Genomic DNA, 19,306 nt, shown 5'->3' on the forward strand with positions numbered 1-19,306 from the left:
CTGTTCGCCAACATGTCGGATACGAAGAGAACGCCCGAGTGGCCGGGGTGCCAGGATGGACCCATGAACGACCGCGCCGGCACCCCCGCGACCGCAGACGACCTCGTCGACCTCGACGCCCTCATCGCCGCCTACCACGAGCGCGTCCCGGACGTGTCCGTGCCGGAGCAGAAGGTCGTGTTCGGCACCTCGGGCCACCGCGGCTCGTCACTGGACTCCGCGTTCAACGACACCCACATCGCCGCCATCACGCAGGCGATCGTCGAGTACCGGCAGACGCAGGGCACCGACGGCCCGCTGTTCATCGGCCGCGACACGCACGCGCTGTCCGGGCCGGCCGAGCGCACCGCGCTCGAGGTCCTGGCCGCGAACGGCGTGCACGTCCTGGCCGACAGCGAGAACGGCTACGTGCCGACGCCCGCACTGAGCCACGCGATCATCGCCTACAACCGCGCGGGCCACGCCGACACCGCGGACGGCATCGTGATCACGCCGAGCCACAACCCGCCGCGTGACGGCGGCTTCAAGTACAACCCGCCGCACGGCGGCCCCGCGGACAGCGACGCGACGTCGTGGATCGCCAACCGGGCGAACGACATCATCGAGGGCGGCAACGCCGCGGTGCTGCGCACCGAGCAGGCGACGCCGGACCGGTACGACTTCCTGGGCGCGTACGTCGCCGACCTCGAGAACATCATCGACATCGACGCGATCAAGCGTGCGGGCGTGAAGATCGGTGCCGACCCGCTGGGCGGTGCGTCCCTGCCGTACTGGAACCGCATCCGCGACCACTACGGCCTCGACCTGACGGTCGTGAACCCCGACGTCGACCCGACGTGGTCGTTCATGACGCTCGACTGGGACGGCAAGATCCGGATGGACCCGTCGAGCCCGAGCGCGATGGCCTCCGTGGTCGCCCGGAAGGACGAGTTCGACGTCCTGACCGGCAACGACGCAGACTCCGACCGCCACGGCATCGTGACGCCCGACGGCGGACTGATGAACCCGAACCACTACCTCGCCGTCGCGATCGAGTACCTGTACGCGCACCGTCCGGCCTGGCGCGACGACGCCGCGATCGGCAAGACCCTGGTGTCGTCGAGCATCATCGACAAGGTCGCCGAGTCGCTCGGCCGTCGCCTGTGGGAGGTGCCGGTCGGCTTCAAGTGGTTCGTGCCGGGGCTCATCGACGGCTCGGTCGCGTTCGGTGGCGAAGAGTCGGCGGGGGCGTCGTTCCTGCGGAAGGACGGCACCGCCTGGACGACCGACAAGGACGGCATCATCCTGGCGCTCCTGGCGTCGGAGATCATCGCGGTGACGGGCAAGACCCCGTCGCAGCTCTACGACGAGCTCACCGAGCGCTTCGGTGACCCGGTCTACCAGCGCGTCGACGCCGCCGCGAGCAAGGACCAGAAGGCCCGCCTCGGCAAGCTCGACGGCGACGCGATCACGGCGGAGACCCTGGCGGGCGACCCGATCACGGCGAAGCTGTCGAAGGCCCCGGGCAACGACGCAGCGGTCGGCGGCGTGAAGGTCGTCACCGACAAGGCGTGGTTCGCGGCCCGTCCGTCCGGCACCGAGGACGTCTACAAGATCTATGCCGAGAGCTTCGTCGGGCAGGAGCACCTCGAACAGGTGCAGCGTGAAGCCAAGGAGATCGTGGACGCCGCCCTCGGCGCCTGACGCCGCCGCGCGCATGGGGTGGTTCGGACGGAGGAAGCCCGACGAGGCGGCACCGAGCCTCGTCGTGCTCGCCCAGCGTGCCCTCGCCGAGCGCGGGATGGAGACCACGGTCGAGGGCCCGGCCGGTGACCTCGGCGAGGCACGCCTGATCGCCACCGACGGCCGGGTGTTCCTGCTCGAGAACCTCGCGTCGCTCGTGCGCGGCGAGACCCCGGCGGTGCAGGCCGACATCGTCGCCGAGCACTTCGACCGGATGATCCAGGCGTACAGCGAGCCGCCGGTCGAGGACCTCGACCCGGACGAGCTCCGCGAGCGCATCCGGCTCCGGGTGCTCGCCGACGACGCCGCCGTGCCGTCCGACCCCACCGACCTGTCCTACGCGCGACCGTTCGCGCCCGGGCTCGTGCTCGGGCTGTGCGTCGACTACCCGACGATGGTCACGACGATCTCGACGCCGTCGCTCGAGCGGTTGTCGCTCGGCGTCGACGAGCTGTTCGCCATCGGCCAGCTCAACACCGACTCCGAGCCGGTCGACGAGCACACCGAACTCACGCCCGGCGTCTTCGTCGTCGAGGGCGAGTCGCTCTTCGTCGCGTCGAAGGCCGTCAACCTGCCCGCCGTGTTCGGCTCGGCGCCCTACGGCACGGTGTTCGCGATCCCGCACCGCCACCTGCTGCTCGCGGCCCCGCTCCGGGGCGCCGACGGCATCGCCGCGGTGCAGACCCTGGCCGGCATGCTCATGCAGGTCCTCACGAACACCGAGCGCGGGTTGCCGGGTGGCCCGCTGTCCCCGCTGCTGTTCTTCTCGCGGAACGGCCGGGTCAGCACGGTGTCGGGCTTCGACGAGGAGACCGGCGCCATGCGCATCGAGGTCGACGAGCGGTTCCAGCAGGCGCTGGAAGAGGCCGCAGCGGCCTAGGCGTCGGGAGCAGCCCCGTCGACGCCGTCCTCCGCCGTCGCGAGGGCGAGCTCGCAGAACATCGCGTCCGCCCACGAGAACCACGGACGCGAGTACTGCGCCGGGTCGTCCACGTCGAACGACTCGTGCATGTCGCCCGTGCCGGCGTCCGTCGCCGCCAGCAGCCGTAGGAGCTCCCGGCGCCGCTCGCCCGACGCCGAGACGAGGCCCTCGACGGCGAGCGCGATCGGCCAGATCCGGTTCGGCAGGGTGTGCGGGCTGCCGATGCCGGACGCGACGGTGCCGGAGAACCAGTACGGGTTCGCCGGTGACGTGACGAGCGAACGGGTCGCCGCCCACAGCTCCGGGTCGAGGACGTCCGGAGCGTCGAGCGGCAGGGACAGCAACGACGGGGTGTTCGCGTCGTCCATGAGCAGCGCGCCGCCGAGGCCGTCGACCTCGTAGGCGTACACGGGCTGCCCCGCCGGCCCCCGCACGACGCCGTACCGGGCGACGCCGTCCAGGATCGCGGACCGGAGCACGTCGGCGTCGTCCGCCAGGCGGTCGTCCTGCCAGACGGCGCGTGCGATCTCGGCGACGGCGAGCAGCGCCTGAGCGGCGAACAGGTTCGCCGGCACGTTGTAGCCGAGCGTGCAGGCGTCGTCGGAGGGCCGGAAGCCGCTCCACGTCATCCCCGTCACCGCCACCGGGGTACCGCGACCGTCGCGCGCGAGCGTCTCCGTCGCGATCGCCCCCGGCCGGACGAACCGGTACGACGACCGGTCGTGGTCCTGTTCGAGCGCCCACTGCTCGACGATCGTGCGGAACACCCGGTGCGCCCGCTCGTCGAGCACCGCCTCCGAACCGGTCGCCCGCCACAGTGCGTGCGCGAAGGTCACCGGGTAGGCCAGGCTGTCGACCTCGTACTTCTGCTCCCACACGAGCGGATCGGCGTTGAGGTCGTGGTCGTCGTAGTGCGCGCCGTCCGGCTCGCGGTTGAACGAGTTCGCGTAGGGGTCGTGCTCGATGAGCCGGAACTGGCGTGCCACGACCGACCACAGCAGGTCGGCGAGCGCCGCTGATCCGCCCGCCGAACGGTCGACGAGCCGCAGGTACGGCGTCATCTGCGTGGTGGAGTCGCGGAGCCACATCGCCGGGATGTCCCCGGTGATCACGAACGCCCCGTCGTCGTCCACCGTGATCGTGTCGGTCAGCGTCCGGACGAGGGCCCGCTCGACGCGGTCGCCGGTGTCCTGCCCGAGTGCGGTCCGGACCCGCTCGGCGGCCCGCCGCACGGTCTGGGTGATCTCGTGGTCGAGTGTCGTCGTCGTCACCGGATCCACGGTACGGCTCCGTCCGCGTCGGTGACGCGCACACGCTGCGCGTCGCCCGGCGGGTCGAGCTGGTCGGCGGTCCAGCAGTCCAGCTCGAGCGGTGTGGCCAGGGGGCGGAGGTCGCTCCCCCAGGTGCCGAGGGCCTCGGCGTCGAGCACGAACGAGGACGCGACCGCCCCCGCCGGCGGCACGTCGACGGTCAGCAGGGCGAGGAGCACCCGCCGTCGTGGTCGCACCCCCGGTTCGCGTCGCCGCCCCCAGAGCGGGACCGACACCCGTCGGTGCACGGGGGACGCGTTGGTGACGGTGACCGGCACGCGGACCGTCCCACCGGCCTGGAGGCGCGACACCGTGATCGCGTCGGTCGCCTCCCCGAGTGCCACGTCCACTGCCCGCCCCGGCCCCGGCAGGCCGGTCACGGTGTTCGGGGCGGTGACGTCGACGTACCCGCGCGCGGTCTCGAGTCGTTCGTCGTGCGCGACGGGCACGACCCCGTCGGCTCCGGGCCAGGTCGCCGGCAGCCGTCCCTCGGCGGGCGCCCCGAAGAGCACGTCGACGACCGCGGCGCCGCCCGTGGGACCGGGGAACGGCACGACGAGGACGGCGTCGGCGAACGCCCGGACCTCGGTGAGGACCCGGGGTCGGCCGTCGACCACGACCGCGACGACCGGCAGACCAGAGGCGTGCGCGCGCCGGAGCACGGCGAGCTGCGCCTCCGGGACCGCGACGGACGCCAGGTCGACGCCCTCACCGTTGGTGGTGTCCGGCGCCGGGCCGCTCACCGCCCCGTTGTCCTCGAAGCCGTCGTCGTAGGCGCGGCGGCTCGACCCGCCGAGCACCACGACGGCGACGTCCGCCCCGGTGAGTGCCGAGGCGACCGCGGCGTCGGAGTCCGGCAGGGGGTGTCGGAGGCGACTGCCCGCGGTGTGGCGGACCCGGTCGGGGCCGAGCCGCGCCTCCAGGGCGGAGCGGACGGTGGACGTCCCCGGGTCGGGCGCCGGTCGCGGCGGCGAGTAGTCGCCGAGCAGGGCGTCGACGTCGTCGGCGTTGGGTCCGAGCAGGGCGACGGTCGAGTCCGGTGCCAGCGGCAGCGCACGGGTGTCGAGCGCGACCACCGCGCGTCGGGCGGCCCGGTCGGCGAGCACCGCGGTGGCACGCTCCCGCGCCGGGTCGTGTACGGGCGGGACGGGCGGGCCGCCGAGCAGCCCGACCCGTTCCTTCAGGGCGAGCACCCGGCCGACCGCGCGGTCGAGGTCGGCAAGGTCGACGAGCCCACGGTCGAGGGCCTCGTCGAGGTGGGTGTACGCCTCGTCCCACAGGCTCAGGTCGACCCCTGCCCGCAGCGCGACGGCCGCGGCGGTCGCGGGGTCGGGGGTGGTGTCGCGCAGGCGGTCGATCGCGGTGCCGTCGGCCATCACCAGGCCGTCCCAGCCCCACCCGTCGCGGACGGTGTCGGTGAGGAGCTCGCGGTTGCCGCAGCAGGGCACGCCGTCGACGTCGTTGTAGGCGGCCATGAACCCGGCGACGTGCTCCGCGGCGGCGGCGTGGGCCGGCGCCAGGTGCACCTCGGCGAGTTCCCGACGACCGATCGGCGCACCGGACCCGTTGCGGCCGCCGATGCCGGCGCCCTGTCCGGCGAGGTGCTTCGCGACGACGGCCACGTGCTGCTGGTCGATCGGTCCGGCACCGCCGCCCTGCATGCCCCGGACGGTCGCGCGCACCATGATCGCGGCGAGCCGGGCGTCCTCCGACCAGCATTCCTCGGCGCGGCCCCACCGCGGGTCGCGGAGCACGTCGAGCCCGGACACGAGCGCCACGTGGGTGCCGCGGGCCCGCACCTCGGCGGCGACGGCGGCGGCGAGTTCCTCGACGAGTTCGGCGTCCATCGCGGCGCCGAGCGCGAGGTTCACCGGCACGGTGGTGCCGCCGAGCGCCTGCAGGCCGTGCGGGACCTCCTCGACGAACAGGGTCGGGACGGCCCCGTCGCTGTGGGCGACCACGTGGTCCTGGACCGCGGCGTAGGCCTCGGCCGAGCGTTCCGGCGGGATCCCGTTGCCCCAGTGCACGCCCGACCACGGGTCGGCGCGGAGGACGCCGTACACCGCCCCGATGCCGCCCCACCGGTCGACCTCGGCCCGCAGCACGTCGGTGATCCGCGGGCGGCCGTCGACCCAGCGGACGGCCTCCCACCCCTTCAGCCGCTGGTTGACCTGGCCGATCCGGGCTCGGACGTCGAGCATGGTCGGGGTGGTCGGGGTGATCGGGGTGATCGGGGTCATCCCTTGATCGCCCCGGACACGAGCGCGCGTTGCATCTGCCGCTGCAGGATCGTGTAGACGAGGTACACCGGCAGCAGCGTGAACAGGGTGCCGGCCATGAGCATGCCGTAGTTCGTCCCCGCGTCGACCTTGAGCGTCGGCAGCGCGACCTGGATCGTGCGCTGCGCGGTGTCCGGCCCGATCAGCACCAGGGCGTACAGGTACTCGTTCCAGAACGACAGGAAGTTGAGCAGCAGCACCGTGGCGATGCCGGGGATGCAGATCGGCAGGTACACCTGCCGCATCACCTGCCACGGGGACGCGCCGTCCATCGACGCCGCTTCCTCGAGTTCGCGCGGGATCGTGCGCATGAACTGGGTGAGGATGACGATCGCCAGGGGCATCGCCGTCGCGGGCAGGAGCAGGACGAGGAACGTCCGGGTGTGGAACAGCCCCATCCCCGCGGCGAGCAGGAACGTCGGGAAGAGCGCGGCGAACGACGGGATGAGGAACCCGAGGGAGAACAGCCCCTCGACCACCTTCCCGGCGCGGCCGGTGGCCCGTGCGAGGGCGAACGACGCCGGCAGGGCCAGCAGGAGGGTGAGGACGAGCGCCGCCACCGTCGTGATCGCCGAGTTCGCGATCGCCGTGCCGAGGGACGCCTGTCGGATCGCGTCGGCGAAGTTGCCGAGGTCCCACGACGCCGGCAGCGCCAACGGGGACTCGAAGATGCCGTCGTTGTCCTTGAAGGACGAGACGACGAAGTAGTAGAACGGCAGGATCAGCAGCGCCGCGTAGATCCACGCCACGGTGCCGCTCGTGATGGAGCCGATCCGGTCGCGGAGCTTGGTGCCGGGGGTCGCTTTCGCCATGGTGGCCTCCCTGGTCAGTGCGTCTTGCGCAGGACGCGGCGGATGATGAACATGCCCACGAGGCCGAACACGAAGAGGACGACCCCGACCGCCTGGCTGTAGCCGAGGTCGGTGTCCACGAAGGCCTTTTGGTACACGAGGTACGACAGCGTCGTGGTCGCCGTGCCCGGGCCGCCCTGGGTGAGCAGCAGGACGTTCTGCGCCGAGCTGAAGAGCATCGAGAGGAACTGCAGCATCGCCACGACGCCGATGAAGTCACGGGCGATCGGCCAGTAGACGCCCCACGCCAGCCGCCACGACCCGGCGCCGTCCATCCGCGCCGCCTGCACCACCTCGCCGTCGACCCCGTCGAGGCGCGACGCGATGAGCACGGCCGAGTAGCCGATGCCCGCCCACAGGTCGACGACGATGAGCGCGCCGAGGGCGGTGGACGGGTCGGCCAGCCAGGCCTTCCCACCGATCCCGACGGTCTCGAGCACCCCGTTCACGAGCCCGTCCGGGTTGAGCATCGCGTAGAACATCATCGCGGTCGCCGGCGCCGAGATGAGCGCGGGGATGAAGAGCAGGTACCGGAGCACACGGTGTCCGCGGGGCTTCTGCACCACGTGGAAGGCGAGCAGGAACGCGAGCACGATCATGATCGGCAGACCGACGACGATCTGCACGGAGCTGTTCCGGACGGCCGCCCAGAACGTCTCGTCCGAGAACAGCACCCGGAAGTTGTCGAGGCCGGCGAAGGTCGGGCTGACGAGCATGCCCGGCCAGCTCAGGAAGGCGATCACGATCATCGCCACGACGGGCCCGATCATGAACAGGCCGTACCAGGCGAGCGCCGGGATCGCGAAGGTCGGGAAGCTGCCCCGGGCGGTGCCGACCGCGGTGCGCCGACGGGGTGGGCGGGGTGGTGCGCCGGCGGACCGGACGGGTGGTTCCTCGACGAGCACTGCCATGGGGAGCTCCTAGCGGGACGGGTGGGGCTGCTGGGGACCGGTGCGGCTCAGGCGGCCGTGTAGGCCCGTTCGAACAGGTCGATGATCCGTTCGGCCGAGGTGCCGGTGCCGTACGCGAGCGAGGTCGCGCGGATCATCGGTTCGTACGCCGAGTCGGGCACGAGCAGGTCGGGGAGCATCACCGGCGTGACCTGGTCGTCGGTGAGCTTCGACGCCTGGGCGACCAGCGGGAAGTCGCGGCTGACGGTGTCCGTGACGCGGCTCATGTCGCGACCGGAGTCGAGGATGAACTCGCTCGTCACGGCGGCCGAGTAGAGGTACTGCACGAACGGCTTGATGAGGTCGAGCTTGTCGCGGCCGTTCTCGCTGATCCAGATGCCGTGCCCGTTGTAGCTCTTGATGACGCTCGGGTGGGCGATCGCCGCATGCTGGGACGGCACCGGCCAGCCGCCGACGGTGACCTCCTTCGCCCGCTCCTTCGACACGAGCGCGAGGGCCGACGACATCGCGGGGACGATCGCGGCCTTGCGGGTGTTGAACTGCGTCAGCTCGGAGTCCGAGGTGAAGCCCTGGACGGAGTCGACGAAGACCCCGGCGTCGCGGAGCTCGACGAAGTGCTCGACCCCGCGGACGGCCCCGGCGCTCTCGGAGATCTTGCCGGTGGAGAACACCGTCGTGGCCTCGTCCTGCGAGACGAACCCCTGGATGACCTGCATCAGCAGCTTCTGTCCGCTCCAGTCCGACCCGCCGACCGTCACGGGCCCGATCCCGGCGGCACGCAGCCGGTCCGCCGCGGCGATGAGCTGGTCGGAGGTGGTGGGGATCTCGCTCACCCCGGCCTGCTCGAGCAGCGCGGTGTTGTACGACACCGGCCAGTTCGTCCGGGTGAAGGGGAACGCCCGGACCCGCCCCTCGGAGTCGGTCCACTCGTCGATCGCCTCGGGGATGATCAGGTCGCGCAGGCCCCACTCGTCGAGGTACCGGTTCACTGGGAGCGTGGCGTGCTCTCCGGTCCACGAGAGCGTCCGACCGACCATGTTGACGATCGCGACGTCCGCTTCCTTGCCGGCGAGCGAGCTGGTCTCGAACACGATCGGCAGGTCCGACCCGTTCGAGAGCAGTGCGACGTCGCGATCGGTCCGGCGGCGGTAGGCGGCGACGACGTCCGTGAACGTCTGCGCCCCGGCGACCGCGCCGCTGAGCTGGGTGTGCACGCTGAGGGTCCCCGGCCCGCTCGAGGCCGGGGTGAGCGCGCTGCACCCGGCGAGGATCGGCGCGAGGAGCCCGGCGCCGAGGCCGGCTCCGAGGAGGGTGCGCCTGCTGATGCCGTCCGTCACGGTGCCTCCCTGGCAGTGGTCGGTGGAGCGGTTCGCGATGCGTTTGGTACAGCGGTGTACTTCAGGTGACGAGCAACGTATACCGCTTTACACGAATGGGTCAACCCTCTAGTCTCGACGGCATGAGCGACACCACCGCCGGAGCCGTCGACCGTCGTCGCGTGACGATCGCGCAGGTCGCCAAGCGGGCCGGCGTCTCGACCTCGGCCGTCTCGCACGTGTTCAACGGGCGCCCGAACGTCTCCGCCGCCACGGCCGCGCGGATCCGGAAGGCCGCCGACGACCTGAACTGGCGGCCGAACCTGGCGAGCCGGAAGCTCTCGGGCAGCGCCGGCCGGAGCCTCGGGCTCGTGCTCGCCCGATCGCGCGACACCTTCCAGCGCGACCCGTTCACGATGCGGCTCATCGCGGGGCTCACCGAGCCGCTCGCCGCGATCGGCTGGTCCCTGTCGATGACCCTGGTGCGCGCCGAGGACGAGGCCGAGGTCTACCGCCAGTGGTGGACCGAGCAGCGCGTCGACGGCTTCCTGCTCGTCGACGTCCGCACCGACGACCCGCGCACCTCGCTGCTGCAGCACCTGTCCGCGCCCGCCGTCATGCTCGGCTCCCCCGTCCCCGGCAGCACGATCCCCGCCGTCACCGTGGGCGACGCCGATGCGACCGAGGCGCTGCTCGACCACCTCGGGGCGCTCGGGCACCGGCGGATCGCCCGCGTCGGCGACGGACCGACCCTCGCGCACACCGGTTCCCGCGACGCGCGCTTCACGGCGGCGGCCGGCCGTCGGGGCGTCGACGCCCTCGTGCTCGACTGGCGGGCCCACGCCGAGGACCCGGTCGCCGACCTCCTCGGCCGCCTCGACGGGGCCACCGCCATCGTCCTCGACGGCGAGGCGATCGCGGCCGAGGTCATCGCCCACGCGCCCGAACTCGGGGTCCGCATCCCCGACGACCTCTCCGTCGTCGCGTGGGAGGACTCGTGGGTGTCGTCGATCGTCCGCCCCACCCTCACCGCGCTGGACGCCCCCGTCGAGGAGTCCGCACGCACCGCCGTGGCCCTGGTCGAGCGGCTGGTCCGCGGCGACGAGGTCACCGACGCCGAGGTGAGCGGCCGTGCGCTGCACGTGCGGGGCTCGAGCGGTCCCGCTCCGTCCGTCGCACCCACCACCACGCCCACCCAGGCCACCCGGGCCACCCCGACCGAGGGAGACCGATGACCACCGCCACCCGCTTCGGCGTGAACTACGTGCCGTCCACGGACTGGATGTTCCAGTGGCAGTCCGTCGACGTCGACGTCGTCCGGCGTGACCTCGAGGCCGTCGCCGGGCTCGGGCTCGACCACGTCCGCCTGTTCCCGCTCTGGCCGACGCTGCAGCCGAACCGGACGCTGATCCGCCGCCGTGCCCTCGACGACGTCGCCGCCGTGGTGGACGTCGCCGCCGAGTTCGGGCTCGACGCCAGCGTGGACGTGGTCCAGGGGCACATGTCGGGGTTCGACTTCGTGCCCGCGTGGCTCGTGAACTGGCACGACGGCAACATGTTCACCGACCAGCCGGCGATCGACGCGCAGGCGGCCCTCGTCGCCGCGGTCTACGACGCCGTCCGCGACCGCCCGAACTTCACCGGCCTGACGCTCGGCAACGAGGTCAACCAGTTCCAGCCGCCGAACCCCGCCGCGATGCCGGCCGACACCCCGCAGGTGACGCACTGGCTCCGGTCGCTGCTCGAGGCGCCACGCGACAAGGACCCGCGCCACGTCGTCACGCACAGCGAGAACGACCACCTCTGGTACCGCGACGGGCACCCGTTCGTGCCCGCGCACGCGAGTCGACTCGGTGACGTCACGACGGTGCACTCGTGGATCTTCAACGGCGTCGCAGACCGGTACGGGCCCCTGTCGGACGAGTCCGTCCGGCACGCCGAGTGGATGATCGAGCTCGCCCGCGCCTTCGCCACCGACCTCGAGCGTCCGGTCTGGCTGCAGGAGGTCGGCGCGCCGGACCGGCACCTCGCCGAAGCGGACATGCCCGAGTTCCTCGAACGCACGGTCGCGGCGGCGCTCACCAGCGAGCGGCTGCACGCCGTGACCTGGTGGTGCTCGCACGACGTCTCGCGGGAGCTCGGCGACTTCAAGGACCTCGAGTACTCACTCGGCCTGATCGACGTCGACAACCGGGTGAAACCGCTGGGCCGTCGCTACGCCGAGGTCGTCGCCGACGCCCGACGGTCGACCCCGGCACCGACCGTCCGCACCGCGGCGGTGGTCGTCGAGGTGGACGGCGACGACCTGCCGCTCCGACGGGGTGACCTCGCCCCGGGCGGTGTCGTCTTCGAGCGCTGGCACCGCCTCCGGGCCGCCGGCGAGGCCGTGACCGTGGTGACCAGCCGCACCGCGGCAGACCCGGCGGCGCTGGCCGAGCGCGGTGTGACGCGGGTGGTCGAGGCCGCGGCGGTCTGACGGGCGCGCGCCGCGCCTCCAGTCCGACAGGTGGTCCGGACCCGGCCTGGAGGCGCGACCCACCTCAGTCCGTCAGCACCCGCTGGTACCGCAGCCAGTCCTCGCAGAGCCGCGTCCACCGGGACGTGTGCGGCTCGCGCACGGCGGTCCCGAGGCCGTGCCTGCCGTGCGGGAAGACGTGCACCTCGACCTCGACCTCGTTGCGGACGAGGGCGTCCGCGTAGGCGAGCGTGTTGGTCGCCCGGACGATCCGGTCGTCGGCGGTCGTCCACACGAACGTCGGGGGCGTCCGGGCGTCCACGCGGGTCTCCATCGAGAGCGCACGGCGCTCCCGCCAGCTCGGCGCGTCACCGAGCAGGCCGACCACGGGCCTCGGCCGGGTCGGCGCCTCCATGCTGATGACCGGGTAGGCCAGGACGCAGAACGCCGGCCGGTCGAGGTCCGGGTCGTCGATGCCGTTGGCGAGCGAGGCGGCCAGGTGTCCACCGGCGCTCGACCCGACGACGCCGACGCGGTCGGTGTCCACCTCGACGCCGGACCCGGGCGCTCCGGCGCGGAGCCACGCGAACACCCGCCGCGTCGCGTCGATCGGTGCGGGGTGCAGCGGACCGTCGAGGTCGGGCGTCCGGAGTGGGTACCGGAACAGGAAGGCGTGCACACCGACGCCGGCGAACCAGTCCGCCATCGGTTCCGAGCTCGCACGCCCGTGTTCCTCGTACCCGCCGCCGGGCAGGACGATGACCGCGGGCCGAGGACCCGGCAGCAGGGCCGGGTGGACGGTGACGTCGTCGGGCGTGCTCATGCCGGCGACCCTACTGACCTGCTGCCGTCGCTGCCGTCGCTGCCGCGGGGCTGCCGGTCCGCTGGGGAACCGGCTCAGCGACCGGCCTGTTGGTGCGCGGCGACCTCGGACGGGCTGAGGAGCCGGTCGAACACCCGGACGCCGTCGACGGAGCCGGTGAAGTAGTTCGACGGCGGGTAGTCGGACCAGTCGTTCGAGATGCGGTCGTACCCGACACGCCAGTAGCCGGCGTAGGGCTTCGACGAGGTCACGTCCGCCCTGGACCCGACGAGCGTGCCGTCCAGCCAGAGCTCGAGCCGTCCGGCGGTGTACTGGCCGACGACGTGGTGCCACTCGCCGTCCGCGACGCGGGCCGTCGACGTGACGGTCCGCGGCCAGGCGTCGTCGTGGACGCCGAACACGAGCTTGCCGGACGCTCCGACGTACACCGCGCGGTCGTAGGACCCGGAGGTGCCCGATGCGCCGCTCCCGAACCCGATGACGCGACCCTGTGCACGGTCGGTGCGGAACCACGCCTCGGCGGCGAAGACCGCCGGCCCGGTCGTACGACGAGTGCTGACCACGGTCCCGAGTGCGCCGGAGGTGGCCGTCAGTTCCACGGACGGAGCCTCGGCGCACGACCCGTTCCGGCGCTGGACGCCGGCCGACATGGTGCCGCTCCCGCCCGAGCCGGTCGAGTCCACGGCGGTCGAGCCGCCCTTCTCGGAGAAGTCCCACGCGAACACCGGGTCGCCCTGCACCGTCGAGAAGCACGGGAACGCCCCGGACGACCGCATGGTCGCCGCGGTGGTAGTGGAGCCGGAGAAGGCAGCGCTCGCGCCGGTGGCGGCGACGAGGGCCAACGCCACGGCCACGGTCGCGACACCCGCCGCCGATCCCGAGCGGTCGCTGGTGACCCCCGCCGTCTCCCCCATCCCTCCGCGCGGCGAACCACACCGCACGCAGGGGGCGCCGGCGAGGATGCGTCGGTCGACGCGGGACAGCATCACGAGGAGGGCGACGGCGGCCGCACCGGCCGCGAGCGACAGCCAGGCCCCGGAACGGATCCACGTGCCGGGGAGCCCGACCAGCGGGACCCGGACCACGCCGACGCCGAGGACCGCGTCCCGGGCGACGGGTGTGCGGTCGGCCGCCGGGTTGGCGTCGCCGCGGAGCCGCAGGGAACCGTCACGCTCGACCCGCTCCAGGCGGTGCAGCCGGAGCCGATCGGCGTGGTCGGGGTCCTCGACGAGGAGCACCCGGCCGGGCGTGTGCTCGCGGTCGTCGACCGGCACGGCTGCGACGACGTCCCCTGCAGCGATGGCGGGTGCCATGGAGCCGGAGACGACCGTCGTGACGTGCCACCCCAGTGCTGCGGGCACCGCTGCCCAGACCCCCAGGAGCACCAGCGTCCAGAGGAGGGTGCGCGCCGCGAGCGCGGTGGACACCGGCAGGGCGTCACCGGTGCAGCGGGCGGGACGCGGGTCGGACATCCGTCGCATGGCGGCTCCTCGGGCTCGATCGGTGGGTTGGCGGTGGTCGGGAGTGCGACGGGTCAGTCGGACTGGGCTTCCCACACGAAGGTCGTGCCGGCGGCGGCGCCCTGCGCGGTGTTCGGCGTGCCCGGGTCGAGCTCGTACGAGAACCGGTAGGTCGCGGCATCGGTCCCGGTCGACGGGGTCCAGGAGTCCAGACCCGTCGCGAACGAGGTGGCGGTCGCGAGGGACGCCAGGGTGCCGTCGTGGACGGTCGACGACGCGGTGAAGGTCGAGCAGTCCCCGGCCGTCCCCAGCGCACCGCGCTCGACGGTCATGCCGAGGTGCTGGGCGACGGCGTCCTCGTCGAGGTTGTCGGCGGTGAAGAGCTTCACCGTGGACGCCTTCGAGGTGTCCGCGGTGACGGTGATGCAGTTGGAGCCGGTGTCCCCGGGGACCAGGTCGGCGACGTCGAACAACGCCAGCCCCTGGTCGTCGTCCTGCAGGGCGACGGCGCCGGTCCGCCACGAGTTGCCGGCGTTGTCCGTGGAGGCCGAGAACGCGGCGTAGGACGCGGTGGCGATGACGGCTCCGCTCGCCACCACGGCGAGGGGCAGCGCGATCCACGCGGCGAGACGGCTCTGACGGGTGGTGATGTGCATGGTGCTCCTTCAGCAGTGCGGTATGTGCAATCTGAAATACACTGTACCAACGTTCACAAGCAGGTGCAATGGAATCAGCCGCGGCGGCCGTGGACCCATCCGTGACACCGGGCGTACCGTGGCCGCGTCGACCCCTCGTCGCGGAACCGACCGACGTCCCACCGGTGCTGCGCCCGGCTGCCGATCCACTCAGGAACCCGCTCCGGGCGAACGCGCCCGTTGCGGCAGATGTAACTTTGCAGCGAGCGCAAAGTTTTCGGGAGACCCTGCACATGACCCAGACCGCGACCGCACCCGCGGCACCGACGACCTCGTCGAACGCCGTGATGAACCACCGGCAGATCCTGCTGGTGATCTACGGCCTGATGGCCGGCATGTTCCTCGGCGCCCTCGACCAGACGATCGTCGGCACCGCGATCCGCACCATCGGCGACGACCTGCACGGGCTCGACCAGCAGGCGTGGGTGACGACGGGCTACCTGATCGCGTCGACGATCACGACGCCGATCTACGGCAAGCTCTCCGACATCTTCGGCCGGCGCCCGCTGTTCCTCACCGCGATCGGCATCTTCATCCTCGGGTCGTTCGCGGCGTCGTTCTCGACGTCGATGCTCATGCTCGCCGGCTTCCGCGCGCTGCAGGGCCTCGGCGCCGGTGGCCTGATGTCCCTGCCGCTGGCGATCATGGGCGACATGCTCGCGCCCCGTGAGCGGGCGAAGTACCAGGGCTACTTCCTGGCCGTGTTCGGCATCTCCAGCGTGATCGGCCCCCTGGTCGGCGGGGTCTTCGCCGGGTCGGGCGAGCTGCTCTTCATCTCCGGCTGGCGCTGGGTCTTCCTGATCAACGTGCCGATCGGCATCATCGCGCTGTTCATGGTGCTGACGTTCCTGCACCTGCCGAAGTTCGGGAACCGCGGCAAGCCCCGCATCGACTGGTGGGGTGCGACCCTCGTCATCGTCACGCTCGTGCCGCTGCTCCTCATCGCCGAGCAGGGTCGCGAGTGGGGCTGGGACTCCGCGGCGGCCTTCGCCTGCTACGGCATCGGAGCGGCCGGCCTCGTCGCGTTCATCCTCGTCGAGCGCGCCATGAAGGACGACGCGATCCTGCCGCTGAAGCTGTTCGGGTCGCGGGTCTTCTCGATGTCGGCGGTGCTGTCCGTCCTGGTCGGCTTCGGCATGTTCGGCGCGATGCTGACCATCCCGCTCTACCTGCAGATCGTGAAGGGCGTCACCCCGACCGAGTCCGGCTTCGCGATGCTGCCGATGGTGCTCGGCCTGATGATCTCCTCGATCGCGTCGGGCCAGATCATCTCGCGGACCGGCAACTACCAGGTCTTCCCGATCACCGGCACGGCCTTCACGGCCATCGGCTTCACGGTCCTGACGTTCCTCACCGCCGACCGGCCCCTCTGGTTCCTGATGCTCGGCATGTTCGGCATCGGCCTCGGGCTCGGGCAGCTGATGCAGACCCTGACCCTGGCGGCGCAGAACTCCGTCAGCCCTCGGGACATCGGCGTCGCGACCAGTGCGGCGACCTTCTTCCGCCAGATCGGCGGCACCATGGGCACCGCCGTGCTGCTCTCGGTGCTGTTCACCCTGATGCCGACGAACATCACCGCGGCGATGCAGAACGAGAGCGACCTCAAGCCCGCCCTCAACGCCGCCCTCACCCCCTCGGTCGCGAACGCCGCCGACAACAAGGGCGTGATGGACCAGATCTGGAACAAGATCGTCGACCCGGTGAAGCAGAACGTGCAGGACGGCCTCAACAAGGGCGCCGTGCAGGCCAAGGAGGCGGCCGACGCCGCCGTGACGAAGCAGGTCACCGCGAGCGTGCAGCAGCAGGTCGCAGCGGGCCGGGTGCCGGCTGCGTCCGCCGACGCGGTCATCGCGCAGCAGGTCGCCGCGGCGAAGCCCGCCGCCGAGCAGCAGGCACTCGAGACCGCCGCCACGAAGGCGGACGCCGAGGTCGTCGACGGCACGCTCCAGGTCGACTACTCGAACGCCGACCAGCGGTCGAACGTCGTCGACGAGGTCGCGCCGGCCCTCGTCAAGCAGCTCAAGAGCGGTGACTCGAGCGCGAACTCGTCGTCCAGCGCCGCGACGAGCGACACCTCGTTCCTCAACGGCGCGGACAAGCGTCTGACCCGCCCGTTCCTGGTCGGGTTCAGCGACTCCGCGGTCGTCGTCTACTGGGTCGGGCTCGCCGTGATCCTGCTCGCGTTCGTCCTCACCTGGTTCTTCCGGGTGCCGCCGCTCCGCAAGGTCTCGGCCCTGCAGGAGCAGGCGAACGCCGCGAAGGACGACGCCGACCGCTTGTCCGTCGATGCCCAACGCGCGGCAGCGGACACCGGGTCCCTCGTCTCGCCCGACACCGGGTCGATGGCGATCGTGCCGACGTCGCCGGACGTCCCGTCACAGCCCCGGTCCGCCGGTTCCGCGGTCGGGTCGGGACTGCCTGGAGGCACGACCTCCTCCGCCACGCCGGCACCGACCGACGCCACGCGCGCACCCCTGCCGAACGCGACCACGCACGGCGCGCACTCCGCCGCTGCCCCGGTCGACGAGCCGCCCGCCACCACCGGTGCCATCCGGACCCGGGCCGCCCACGCCGCTCCGACGCTCGTCGACGCGACCCCGGAACCGACCGCAGCGGACGCGGCGGACCCGAGTCGCGCCTCCAGGCCCGACGAGCACGCGCACGGCCGTCACTCGGCCGAGTAGCCGACCACCTGCCGGTCGGGACCTTCCGACTCGGAACGACGAGGTCGCTGTCGTCCGACAGCGACCTCGTCGTCGCTGCGCGCCTGCAACCGTTGCCGCCGCGGGGGAACGCCATGCTCGATGTCGTACGACGACGCCGTCGCTCGTTGCGCACGCGCGTCCGCGCGCGTCGACCCGCCCGCGTCAGCTCGCGGAGGCGGCGGACGGTCCCGCGATCTCGAACGACGCACCGGGCAGGCGACGGCGTATCACGTCGACGGCCACCGGGTTGTCGTCCACGAGCACGAAGCGTCGGCCGAGCGCCTGCGCGACCGCGCCCGTCGTGCCGCTGCCCGCGAAGAAGTCGAGGACCCAGTCCCCCTCGCGCGACGACGCCTGCACGATCCGCCGCAGCACCCCCTCGGGCTTCTGCGTCGGGTAGCCGGTCTTCTCCTTGCCGGTCGGCGACACGATCGTGTGCCACCAGACGTCGGTGGGGAGCTTGCCGCGCTCCCGCTTCTCGGCGGTGACGAGCCCTGGCGCCATGTACGGCTCGCGATCGACCGCCGACGAGTCGAACCAGTACTGCGACGGGTCCTTCACGTAGACCAGGATCGTGTCGTGCTTCGTCGGCCAGCGGGAGCGTGACTTCGCGCCGAAGTCGTACGCCCAGACGATCTCGTTGAGGAACGCGTCGCGGCCGAAGAGCGCGTCGAGCAGGACCTTGGCGTAGTGCGACTCGCGGTAGTCCAGGTGCAGGTAGAGGGTGCCGTCGTCGGCGAGGAGCCGCCACGCCTCGAGCAGCCGGGGCTCGAGGAACGACCAGTAGTCGTCGAACCGGTCGTCGAAGCGCATCAGGTCGCCGCGGACGCGCTCGTAGCTGCTCCCCCGGAAACCGGTCACGGTCTCGCGGCGTCGGTCGGCGCTGCCGGTCGTGTCGCGGACCGCTGCGCTCGCGTGCCGGCGCTGGTAGCGGCCCGTGTTGAACGGCGGGTCGAGGTAGACGAGCGTGAAGGAACCGTCCGCCAGGGTCGGCAGGACGTCGAGGTTGTCCCCGAGGACCACCCGGTCCGGACCGCGATCGTCTCCGCTCTGCACCCGTTCATTCTGGTGTACCCGGGCGATCAGCCGATCGTGTCCGAGCGCGGGTATCTTCGCCGTCATGGCATCACCCGAGGTCCGCAACGACACGGACAAGCAGCAGTACTCCCTGGTCGAGGACGGCGAGGTCATCGGCTTCGCCGCGTACGAGCTCGACGACGACGAGATCCGGTTCGTGCACACCGAGGTCGACCCCGCGCACCGTGGGGGCGGTCACGCGTCGATCCTGGTCGAGCACGCGCTCGACGACGTCCGGTCCGGCTCATTGCGCGTCGTGCCGCAGTGCAGCTACGTGAAGGCCTGGATCGAGAAGCACCCGGACTACCAGGAGCTCACGACCCGCTGAGTGGCGCCGTGCCGCGGCTCAGTAGCTGCGGTCGTGCGTGCCCGCGCGGGCTTCGTGTCGGCCGGCGCTCCGCACCGCGGGGACCTTGATGAGCACGCTGCCGCTGAGCAGGTCGTGGTCGTCGTCCGCCGGCGTCGGGGCTTCCCTCGGGAGGCGCGACTGCCGTTCGTACTCCGCCTGCGTCTCGTGACGGGTCGGCGCGAAGACCTCGTCCATCATCGAGATCACACCGCCGGAGCCGCCGCTGCGTGTGGCCTTGTTCGACAGGTCGATCCACCCCACGCGATCAGCGACCCACACCACGACGGCCGCGGCGGCCACCGCCCCCAGCAGGATCAACCAGTTCACGCTGACGAGGCTACGTGGGGTCCCGAGGGCCGACATCAGCCGCGCGGGGGATTCTCGTGATCCGCACACGTCGTCCTCCAGGACGATGTCCGGCCCGGGTGCGC

The 19,306-nt window shown here is 72.0% G+C and carries 16 protein-coding genes; 6 read left to right on the forward strand and 10 right to left on the reverse strand.

The features are described 5' to 3' along the window. Nucleotides 1-63 precede the first annotated feature (63 nt). Both pgm and BIU96_RS18675 read left to right on the forward strand, forming a co-directional pair. Entirely contained in the window at nucleotides 64-1,683 is a 1,620-nt protein-coding gene (gene pgm / locus BIU96_RS18670) for a phosphoglucomutase (alpha-D-glucose-1,6-bisphosphate-dependent) (RefSeq protein WP_071294102.1), read from the forward strand. Between the two features lie 13 nt (nucleotides 1,684-1,696). Then, the gene (locus BIU96_RS18675; RefSeq protein WP_071294103.1) at nucleotides 1,697-2,602 is read left to right on the forward strand and encodes a hypothetical protein; all 906 of its coding nucleotides are present in this window, start codon (nucleotides 1,697-1,699) and stop codon (nucleotides 2,600-2,602) included. Here the strand turns inward: BIU96_RS18675 and BIU96_RS18680 are convergent. Genes BIU96_RS18680 through BIU96_RS18700 form a run of 5 tightly spaced genes read right to left on the reverse strand, consistent with a single transcriptional unit; the run spans nucleotide 2,599 to nucleotide 9,332 of the window. Continuing rightward, a complete protein-coding gene (locus BIU96_RS18680) occupies nucleotides 2,599-3,915 on the reverse strand; it encodes a glycoside hydrolase family 125 protein (protein ID WP_071294156.1) in 1,317 nt (438 codons plus the stop codon). The genes BIU96_RS18675 and BIU96_RS18680 overlap by 4 nt on opposite strands. Beyond that, entirely contained in the window at nucleotides 3,912-6,194 is a 2,283-nt protein-coding gene (locus BIU96_RS18685; RefSeq protein WP_071294104.1) for a glycoside hydrolase family 3 N-terminal domain-containing protein, read from the reverse strand. Before BIU96_RS18685 ends, BIU96_RS18680 begins: the two co-directional genes overlap by 4 nt. Then, nucleotides 6,191-7,045 carry a carbohydrate ABC transporter permease gene (locus BIU96_RS18690; protein ID WP_071294105.1) on the reverse strand — a complete coding sequence of 285 codons (855 nt, stop codon included), beginning with the start codon at nucleotides 7,043-7,045 and terminating at the stop codon, nucleotides 6,191-6,193. Before BIU96_RS18690 ends, BIU96_RS18685 begins: the two co-directional genes overlap by 4 nt. 14 nt (nucleotides 7,046-7,059) lie before the next feature. Then, nucleotides 7,060-7,995, reverse strand: a complete 936-nt coding sequence (locus tag BIU96_RS18695; protein WP_083403084.1) for a carbohydrate ABC transporter permease — start codon at nucleotides 7,993-7,995, stop codon at nucleotides 7,060-7,062. A gap of 47 nt (nucleotides 7,996-8,042) precedes the next feature. Continuing rightward, entirely contained in the window at nucleotides 8,043-9,332 is a 1,290-nt protein-coding gene (locus BIU96_RS18700; protein ID WP_071294106.1) for an ABC transporter substrate-binding protein, read from the reverse strand. Between the two features lie 122 nt (nucleotides 9,333-9,454). On the opposite strand from BIU96_RS18700, the gene BIU96_RS18705 reads away from it, so the two are divergent. Both BIU96_RS18705 and BIU96_RS18710 read left to right on the forward strand, forming a co-directional pair. Next, nucleotides 9,455-10,546: a LacI family DNA-binding transcriptional regulator gene (locus BIU96_RS18705; protein WP_071294107.1), complete on the forward strand. Its 1,092-nt coding sequence runs from the start codon at nucleotides 9,455-9,457 to the stop codon at nucleotides 10,544-10,546. Continuing rightward, nucleotides 10,543-11,787, forward strand: a complete 1,245-nt coding sequence (locus tag BIU96_RS18710) for a cellulase family glycosylhydrolase (RefSeq protein WP_071294108.1) — start codon at nucleotides 10,543-10,545, stop codon at nucleotides 11,785-11,787. The genes BIU96_RS18705 and BIU96_RS18710 overlap by 4 nt, the downstream gene beginning before the upstream one ends. A gap of 64 nt (nucleotides 11,788-11,851) precedes the next feature. Here the strand turns inward: BIU96_RS18710 and BIU96_RS18715 are convergent, their stop codons facing one another. The 3 genes from BIU96_RS18715 to BIU96_RS18725 form a co-directional block, all read right to left on the reverse strand. Next, complete coding sequence (locus tag BIU96_RS18715) at nucleotides 11,852-12,589, reverse strand: alpha/beta hydrolase (protein ID WP_071294109.1); 738 nt, start codon at nucleotides 12,587-12,589, stop codon at nucleotides 11,852-11,854. 74 nt (nucleotides 12,590-12,663) lie between these two features. Further along, nucleotides 12,664-14,070, reverse strand: coding sequence for a LamG-like jellyroll fold domain-containing protein (locus BIU96_RS18720; protein ID WP_139200152.1), 1,407 nt, complete (start codon nucleotides 14,068-14,070; stop codon nucleotides 12,664-12,666). A gap of 53 nt (nucleotides 14,071-14,123) precedes the next feature. Then, on the reverse strand, nucleotides 14,124-14,705 hold the full coding sequence (locus BIU96_RS18725) for a hypothetical protein (RefSeq protein ID WP_071294111.1): 582 nt from the start codon (nucleotides 14,703-14,705) through the stop codon (nucleotides 14,124-14,126). 272 nt (nucleotides 14,706-14,977) lie between these two features. Here BIU96_RS18725 and BIU96_RS18730 point away from each other — a divergent pair, with 272 nt between their 5' ends. Further along, nucleotides 14,978-17,428, forward strand: a complete 2,451-nt coding sequence (locus tag BIU96_RS18730) for an MDR family MFS transporter (protein ID WP_071294112.1) — start codon at nucleotides 14,978-14,980, stop codon at nucleotides 17,426-17,428. A 183-nt stretch (nucleotides 17,429-17,611) separates the two neighbouring features. Here the strand turns inward: BIU96_RS18730 and BIU96_RS18735 are convergent, their stop codons facing one another. Then, nucleotides 17,612-18,505, reverse strand: coding sequence for a site-specific DNA-methyltransferase (locus tag BIU96_RS18735; RefSeq protein WP_071294113.1), 894 nt, complete (start codon nucleotides 18,503-18,505; stop codon nucleotides 17,612-17,614). A gap of 64 nt (nucleotides 18,506-18,569) precedes the next feature. Here BIU96_RS18735 and BIU96_RS18740 point away from each other — a divergent pair, with 64 nt between their 5' ends. Next, entirely contained in the window at nucleotides 18,570-18,854 is a 285-nt protein-coding gene (locus BIU96_RS18740) for a GNAT family N-acetyltransferase (protein ID WP_071294114.1), read from the forward strand. Between the two features lie 18 nt (nucleotides 18,855-18,872). On the opposite strand, the gene BIU96_RS18745 is transcribed toward BIU96_RS18740, so the two are convergent. After that, nucleotides 18,873-19,202 (reverse strand): hypothetical protein, encoded by a 330-nt coding sequence (locus tag BIU96_RS18745; RefSeq protein WP_139200153.1) that lies wholly within the window; start codon nucleotides 19,200-19,202, stop codon nucleotides 18,873-18,875. Nucleotides 19,203-19,306 lie beyond the last annotated feature (104 nt).

The sequence above is a fragment of the Curtobacterium sp. MCBA15_008 genome (assembly GCF_001865065.1).
In the GTDB taxonomy this organism is placed as follows: domain Bacteria; phylum Actinomycetota; class Actinomycetes; order Actinomycetales; family Microbacteriaceae; genus Curtobacterium.